The sequence below is a fragment of the Halohasta litorea genome, assembly GCF_024494645.1.
Taxonomy (GTDB): Archaea; Halobacteriota; Halobacteria; order Halobacteriales; family Haloferacaceae; genus Halohasta; species Halohasta litorea.
In genome coordinates this window covers 373,839-380,980 of sequence record NZ_JANHDJ010000003.1, presented here as the reverse complement: position 1 = coordinate 380,980, position 7,142 = coordinate 373,839, and the positions used below count along the sequence as shown (strand labels likewise).

At 63.1% G+C, this 7,142-nt stretch carries 4 protein-coding genes, 1 tRNA gene, 1 rRNA gene and 1 pseudogene; 3 read left to right on the top strand and 4 right to left on the bottom strand.

Translation table 11 applies throughout. From position 1 onward, the window contains the following. Positions 1–40: 40 nt before the first annotated feature. Positions 41–162 (top strand): 5S ribosomal RNA (gene rrf / locus NO877_RS10275). Between the two features lie 157 nt (positions 163–319). On the opposite strand, the gene NO877_RS10270 is transcribed toward rrf, so the two are convergent. After that, positions 320–1,045, bottom strand: a complete 726-nt coding sequence (locus NO877_RS10270; RefSeq protein ID WP_256396245.1) for an adenosylcobinamide amidohydrolase — start codon at positions 1,043–1,045, stop codon at positions 320–322. Positions 1,046–1,146: 101 nt separating this feature from the next. Between NO877_RS10270 and NO877_RS10265 the strand changes: the two genes are divergently transcribed. Next, positions 1,147–1,223, top strand: a tRNA-Cys gene (locus tag NO877_RS10265). Between the two features lie 49 nt (positions 1,224–1,272). Here the strand turns inward: NO877_RS10265 and NO877_RS10260 are convergent. Beyond that, positions 1,273–2,526, bottom strand: a complete 1,254-nt coding sequence (locus tag NO877_RS10260; protein WP_256396244.1) for a hypothetical protein — start codon at positions 2,524–2,526, stop codon at positions 1,273–1,275. Between the two features lie 64 nt (positions 2,527–2,590). Beyond that, complete coding sequence (tatC, locus tag NO877_RS10255; protein WP_256396243.1) at positions 2,591–4,786, bottom strand: twin-arginine translocase subunit TatC; 2,196 nt, start codon at positions 4,784–4,786, stop codon at positions 2,591–2,593. 145 nt (positions 4,787–4,931) lie between these two features. Between tatC (NO877_RS10255) and tatC (NO877_RS10250) the strand changes: the two are divergent. Next, positions 4,932–5,849: pseudogene (gene tatC, locus NO877_RS10250) on the top strand (twin-arginine translocase subunit TatC); the annotation flags it as partial. Between the two features lie 54 nt (positions 5,850–5,903). Here the strand turns inward: tatC (NO877_RS10250) and NO877_RS10245 are convergent. Beyond that, the gene (locus NO877_RS10245) at positions 5,904–7,028 is read right to left on the bottom strand and encodes a GNAT family N-acetyltransferase (protein ID WP_256396242.1); all 1,125 of its coding nucleotides are present in this window, start codon (positions 7,026–7,028) and stop codon (positions 5,904–5,906) included. Positions 7,029–7,142: the final 114 nt, after the last annotated feature.

The following is a 7,142-nucleotide window of genomic DNA, read 5'->3' as shown; positions in this document are numbered from 1 at the left end:
GATCTTGGTATTGCAGTGGTTCGATTCCACTGATCGGCGTTACGGCGGCCATAGCGACGAGGTTCCACCCGTACCCATCCCGAACACGGAAGTTAAGCTCGTCTGCGTTCTGTGCAGTACTGGAGTGGGAGACCCTCTGGGAGTCACAGTTCGCCGCCCCCATTCATTTGGGTGATTCTTCTGAAATCACCCCTCATTCATCAGCCCGCGAGCAACAGCAGTGTTGCTCGTGGGCTTTGTGCAGTTATCGAGGAGCGGCAGCTCGTACTGTCGTGTCTGTTGGTACTGATAGCTGAGCGGCTGCACTATGTAGAATTGCTTAGTCGACTACGTCCAGCTTCGACACCGTTGCTTCCACAGTCGTCGCACATCCGTATGCAGCATCCTCGACCGACTCGGGGATCGTCTCGGTCTCGTACCGACTCGCAAGCGCCGCCGTCAGTGCGTCCCGAACGCAGGCGCGGGCGGCCCGCCCCACTGGCGTCGATGAGCCGGAAAACTGCGCTGGTGTCCCGGCCGGATCGCTGCCGACGATTACGGCGTCGCTTGTCGTCCCCGAGAAGCCAGTCAGCCGGAGCAGCGTCGCGGTTTTGGCCTCGGTGACGACTGCAACGAGATTGGCGAGCGCGCCGGGTGGGAGGTCTCGCGTCGTCCCGGCGATGATGTTGATCGTTCCCGGTCGGAACTCTCGATCCGCTTCAGACTGGTCCGTTTCGGGTCGAGATACCGGTGGGAGCGTCGACGGATTGGAGACGCCAGCAGTGACGACCACCTCGACGGGATCGAGGACCGCCCTCCGGGCGTGTCGCTGGTCGACGCCCGTCAGTAGTGCCGGACCGGCCGCATCAAAATTCGCCTCCGAGAGTCGTGTGTCGACGTATTCTTCGAGATCAGTCTCGGTCCAGCCCTCGGGGACGGTGATGTTGTAGACGGCGTCGGTTCGGTGGGTCCCGCCGTTGAATCCCGTCGACATCCATGTCTTTGGATTGGTTCGGAGTTGACAGACGTTCGATCGTACTGTCGGCTCGAATAGCTGATCGGTCACGGAGTAGTGGAGATTCGGATCGGTATTGCTTGAATGCTACTGGTCGCTGAATGACCCGAGACCGCTAGCCTTAAGCACGTCTCGGAAGTAAATCCGGACGCGCCAAGGTGGCAGAGTCTGGCCGAACGCATCCGCCTGCAGAGCGGAACCCCCGCCGGTTCAAATCCGGCCCTTGGCTTTCTTACATATCCTTTTGAATAGTGGTGAGCTTCTACTGGCGACCGTGGCTATCGTGTGTTCCGCAGTGGGTCTCGAAGTTGCCATGAATCGGTCGACGGATCGAGCCTGTGGGGTTCAGTTCCCCGTTCGGCCAGCAGTCCGGCGTGGTAGAGCATCGTCTTCAGCTGAAACACCGTCGGCGAGTGGTAGATCGACCCGTCCCGTAGTTCGCGTTTTCGAAGTTCGCCGTCCTCGTCGAGGACTCGACGTCGGGCGTCGTCGGTCCCACGGAGGAACAGTTCGATGGTGAAGGTGGGATGGTGGACGTGGAGCCATTCGACGAGGTCGACGAGCGTCGGCTCGGGAAAGCCGTCGTCGGCCATCGTCTGGAGCTCTTCGACGAGCAGCTGCGTGGCCGGGTACGCCCAGACGACACGCCGTGTCAGCAGCCCCCACTCGGGAGCCAGCTCGCAGAACCGTTTCCGGGAGCGTTTCCATGCCGTAAACTCGTGGAGGGCCGCGTCGACCGATCTATACCGACTAACTGCGAACCGAACCACCTCCTCACCGAGCGGTGTCAGCGCGACCCGATTCGGCTGCTCGTCGATCAGGCCGAGGAACGCTGCTCCCGTCCGGGCACTGTTGACCGCTCTCACGACGCGCTCGGCGAGGACGGTGTCAGTCTCCTCGGGGTGGTAGACCGCCAGCGGGTAGGCGAGATAGTTTTTCGGGTGGTTCAGGCCGAAGGATTTGTCGGCGACACCCTGTGCAGTGGCTTGGAACCGGATCGCGGTCGCCTCGTCGGCCGTGCGGTTGCCGACGATCCGCGGGACTTCACGTGGCGTGACCCCTCCGTCGGCGTCGACGGCGAGCATGCCGACGTTGAGTTCGCGGGCAAGTGTACGGGCTGACTGTGAGATCGCCGCCCGCGGTGCGGCGACGTAGGCCGCGTTGGCCTCGCCGAGTCGGTCGTAGGCCTGGACGACGCCGCGTTCGATGTCGACCCTGCCCCCTCCGGTGTAGCCTTTGGCCTCGATGGCGACCAGCGGCGGCTCGTCGCCGAACCGCTCGACGGCGAGGAAATCCGGGTCGAGCAGGCGGACGCCGACCAGATCGGGATACCCCGTCCCGACACGAACGTGATTGAACGGCGCGAGCTGGTCGTGTATCTCCGCGGGGATCGGCTGGTCGGGGAGCCACTCCTCGACTGCAAACTGGGTGTCGACGACGGCATAGCTCGCCGCGCTGTCGTCGGCCGGAAAGAGCTGCCGTTTGGTGTGGGCGAGTACCGCTGGCTCCGAGAGCGTTCCCGCAGTAGCCATGTGTCTCCCTCACAGGGCCAGTACATGAAGCGTTCGATGACTGTCTCCGTCAATAAGGGTTTGTCTATGAGACGATTTCTGCGGGGGGTGCGAGATCCCGTCGACCGCCCACCGTGACCACGAACAGGAGTACCAGCCCGACGCCGTAGGCGACCATCAGCGGCACCGTGACGAGGAACATCGTCATGATATCGGCGGGTGTGAGCAACGCACCGACCGTCAGCAGTGCGATCGTCACCTCGCGCCAGCGCCGTCGCATCGCTCTATACGGGACGCCCGCTCTATTTAGTAGGATCATCAGGATCGGGATATCGGCGAGCAGTCCGATCCCGGCGGTCGTGAAGATAATGAGCCAGAAGAAGTCGTTGACCCGGTAGGTGATCAGCATCCGGGCGGCGGTGGCGTCGGCGACGAGATAGGAGATCACCGCCGGGGCGATGTAGAAGTACCCCAGTGCGAGGCCACCGAACAGCCCGGCGGCCAGCGAGCCAGTCCACAGGAAGACGACCCACTGGTTGCCCCGGACGGCACCGAGCTGCTTGAGCGCGGGCCACGTGTAGTAGCCCACCATCGGCAGCACCGCCAGCACCCCGACCAGCACCGAGACCTTGACGATGAACAGCACGGCCTCGACCGGGTGGAGCGTGATGATCTCCAAGGAGGCCTCGTCGACTAGCTGCGGCGGCATCCGGCTCAGGAAGTTCTCCCTGACGACGCCCAGCCCACCGACGTAGAACGCCATGAACGTCCCGACCATGGCGATCAGGAACGTCACCACGAGCCCGAACGACCGCGAGCGGAGGCTGTCGAGGATGAACATGATATCGGTGTAGTAGCCGCCGATATCGTCGGTATCCTGCTCGCCGTCAGTGAACTCATCCAGGAAGGAGTCACCGGCCCGCTCGGCGCGGTCCCCGAGGTCGCCCTCTTGGGCCTCCTCGGCCTCCGCGGCGGCCTCGCGTTCGGCTTCCGTCTCGTCGAAGCGATCGACGATCGCGCGGGCCTTCTCTGGATTGTCGGCGTCGAGGGCCTGGCTGGCCATCGCCATCGCTTCGTCCTCGTCGAGTTCGACGAACGCTTCGGGTGGTGCCGCACGGACGCCCGCTGCATCCAGTTCCGCAAGATCGATTTCGGTCGGATCGCCGAGGTTGGTCTCGATCACGTCGGCGTCGAGTTCGGCGTAGACGAAGTACGCCAACCCGGCGACTGTCAACACGAGGCTGGCGATGGCCCCGTAGAGACCGATTGCCACGTCCGGGGCGACGCCGAGGGCCGCCCCGGCTGGCTGGAGTCGGTAGCTCGTGCCGATTGTCACTGAGAAGAGAGACACTTCCCGTTCCAACAGCCCGTTGACCGCCGCAACACCGCCGTACTCGTAGAACGCGTAGACGAGACCGAACCCACCGAGGACGAGTCCAGCGAGGACGTTCCAGTGTCGGCTGGCCGCCCCACGGATATCGATCTGCTCGCTGCCGCGTCTGGCGGTGACGACGATCTTGGCCAGATAGAGGCTCAGTCCGTAGAGGACGATCAACGGGGCGGCCCACATGATCTGGGTGAAGGGGTCCGGTGGCGAGAAAAAGGCGCCGAATACGAACATCCCGAGGACGGCGTATCGCCACTTGTCGCGGAACGTCTCGTAGGGGACGATCTCGGCGTACGACAGGCCGGTGATCGCCAGCGGCATCTGGGCGGCCAGTCCGAACGAGATCGTCAGCAGGACGATGAACTCCGTCCACAGGACGATCGAGTAGCTCGGGTTCAGTCCGGCATCGAAGCCGAACCCGGCCAGAAAGCCGAACATCACGGGGAAGAAGACGGCGTAACCGTAGGCCGCTCCACCGGCGAACAACGCCGCGGCGAACAGTCCGATCAGGACGAGTTTCCACCGGGCGATGGGTGTTTGGGGCCACCAGCCACGAACGCGGAGCGCATCGCGGGCGAAATAGAGGAACGCGGGAACCGCGACGATAATACCGATTATGAGGCCGATCTTCGCCTGCAGGAGGATCACGTCGAACGGTGTCTGGGCGATGATCTCGAAGCTCTCGCCGACGTCGGCCCGCATCCTGGATTCGGTGATATCGCGGAGGAACTCCCAGACGTAGAGTCGGAGGGCATAGAAGGTGCCGAGAAAGCCGATCAGAAAGACGATAAAGACCTTCTGGAGGTCTTTCTGGGCGGATCGTAGCATCGCACGACCGGTGGCTGCCGTCTCACCAAGCGTCTGCCTGGTGTCCGCATCGAGCGCGCTAGACATAGCTGTAGCAAGCCGACTCGCCGTTATCAACTTTTTCTCTCGCCCACGCGATTCGGCCGGGTCTCGTCCCTCTCGACTGCGCTCGGAGCGGGGCGAATCAGAAAAGGCCTATAATGGCCCGGGGATCTAATGTAACTGAATGGCCGACCAGCCGGAGTCCGGTGACAGCGACGCGCCCGACGACGGGACGGCGGTAGCCGACAGCGATGGCTCCGACCCGGCGTCGGCCGATGCGGCGAGTGACGCCACGACCACCGATGGCGGCACGACCCAAGCGGGGCTTCCGGCCGACGAAACCGACCAATCGACGCCCTCGACAGTAGACGATGGGTTGGTCAGCGATGGCCCCGAATCCGACCAGGAGATGCCGCTTGCGGACCACATCGAGGAGATGATGCGGCGGCTCGGCATCGTCTTTCTGGTCGCCGGAATCGTTACGGTCGTCGTTTATCCGTTCGCCGGGGAGACGATCAACTTCCTGTGGTCGTCCCACATCCCAGAGGCGGCGAGCAACCGCCCGCGGCTGTACGGCCCCCTCGAATTCATCCTGACGAAGCTGAAAGTCGCCGGATTGGCGGGGTTGTTGCTCGGGCTGCCGGTATTCGTCTATCAGACCTACCGGTTCATGCGTCCCGGTCTCTATCCGACCGAGCGGCGCTACTATCTCGCATCGGTGCCGACGAGCCTCGTGCTCGGGATTTTCGGCGTCCTCTTTTCGCACTTCCTCATCCTCCCGTTCATTTTCGCCTACTTCACCACCTACACGGCCGACGCCGCGGTCGTCGCCTACGGGCTCCAGGAGACGTTCAACCTCATCCTCATCATGATGGGGTGGATGGCGCTGATCTTCCAGATCCCGCTGTTCATCATGCTGGCGATCATGATGGGGCTTGTCACCCGGCAGTGGCTGGAAGCCAAACGTCTCATCTTTTGGGGATCGTTCCTCGGAATCGCGTTCATTTTCAGCCCCGACCCCACTGGAATGGCACCGATCATGGTGACGCTGACGATGGTCGGGCTGTTCGAGGGAACCCTCGCGTTGCTCCGGTGGACCGGGAACTGAGCCAGTCGGTTCAGTTTCGAACCGTCGACGGGGTTCTCAACAGTGAGCCGTCGGCTACTCGATATCGAGATCGCCAACCGTGAGCCGCCAGCTATCCGGATCGGTAAGACGGTCCGTTGGGAGGGAAGCCGACGCCACCGTGGGGTCGGGGAGTCGAATGGCGTGTGTGGTTGTCGTTGCGACGACCGACAGCGGGAACGTATCGTCACGATAGAAGCCATGTCGGCGGAACACCCGCGGGTAGCAGTTCGTCGGTGCCCGCAGGAGATCGGCGTCGGTGGCATCGTCGACGACCGCCGACAGCAGTGCGTCGACGGCTGCAGGTCGGGCTATGCGGTCGGTTACCGGCTGGATATCTAGCAGATGGGTGACCCGACAGCTGGGCGTCTCCTCGGTTGCGGTGATGATGCTTGCAACCGCCGCTTCCTCGTGGGCGGCGACGTAGGTTCTCGTCTCCCAGTTCGGGTTGGCGAACCGCCATCGCAGAAACGGACGGTCCCGCGGGACGTGAATGCGCTCGGGGCGTGCCGATCGATACAGTTCGTGGACGGTCTCAACCGGGAGCTCGGCGTGTCGTTCGACGGTCACGTCGGCAGCGGTGGCAGTAATTCGGTCGAGGGCACCGAGTCCGGCCCTGATGAGCGGGGTTCCGTGTTTCGTCGCCAGCGCTATGGCCGCCGGAAGCTCTTTTACGTTCGCTCTGTCGGTGAACCTTCGCGTGTTCTGGATTCGATACCGGCAGACGACGGGGCCGACGACCTCCCAGTTGTGTTTTTCGAGCCCAGGACGAAGCTGGCTGTTCGGGAAGTTGAACAGCAGCGACACCTCCGGGAGATAGTCGTCAAGCAGGGTCTCGGTCATCCGCGTAAACAGGCCGCGCCGCCGATGGTCGGGGTGAACGATCCAGTCGACGGGCTGGTAGGCCTCCCACTCCGTCCCATCGACCTGTAGCCGAAACGGGAGTAGTGGCTCGGCTCCGACGAGGCCGTCCCCGGAGTCGGCGACGATCATCCGAATCCCGTCCCGGTAGGGGTTAGCCCCGAAACGCCACTCGAACCAGTCGGTGCTCTTCGGTCGACCCCACACGCGCTCGTACAGCGAGAGAAACCCCGCTCGGTCACCTGGCTGGTAGGGTCTGACCTGATATTCCCCTGTCGGCTGTCGGTGTGTCCCATCCATTCCTCTGTACGAGTTCTCGAACGGATCGTTTTGTTACCAACCGCTTTCGGCGGCTGAGGTCTCGCCGGTGACCGGCGATGCGAAATCGGATTTCGTGACTGTTCGGTCCGTGAA

Excerpts from the sequence above, each read along its gene's own strand:
- NO877_RS10260 (WP_256396244.1), bottom strand. The coding sequence starts at position 2,526 with ATGGCTACTGCGGGAACGCTCTCGGAGCCAGCGGTACTCGCCCACACC.
- tatC (WP_256396243.1), bottom strand. The coding sequence starts at position 4,786 with ATGTCTAGCGCGCTCGATGCGGACACCAGGCAGACGCTTGGTGAGACG.
- NO877_RS10245 (WP_256396242.1), bottom strand. The coding sequence starts at position 7,028 with ATGGATGGGACACACCGACAGCCGACAGGGGAATATCAGGTCAGACCC.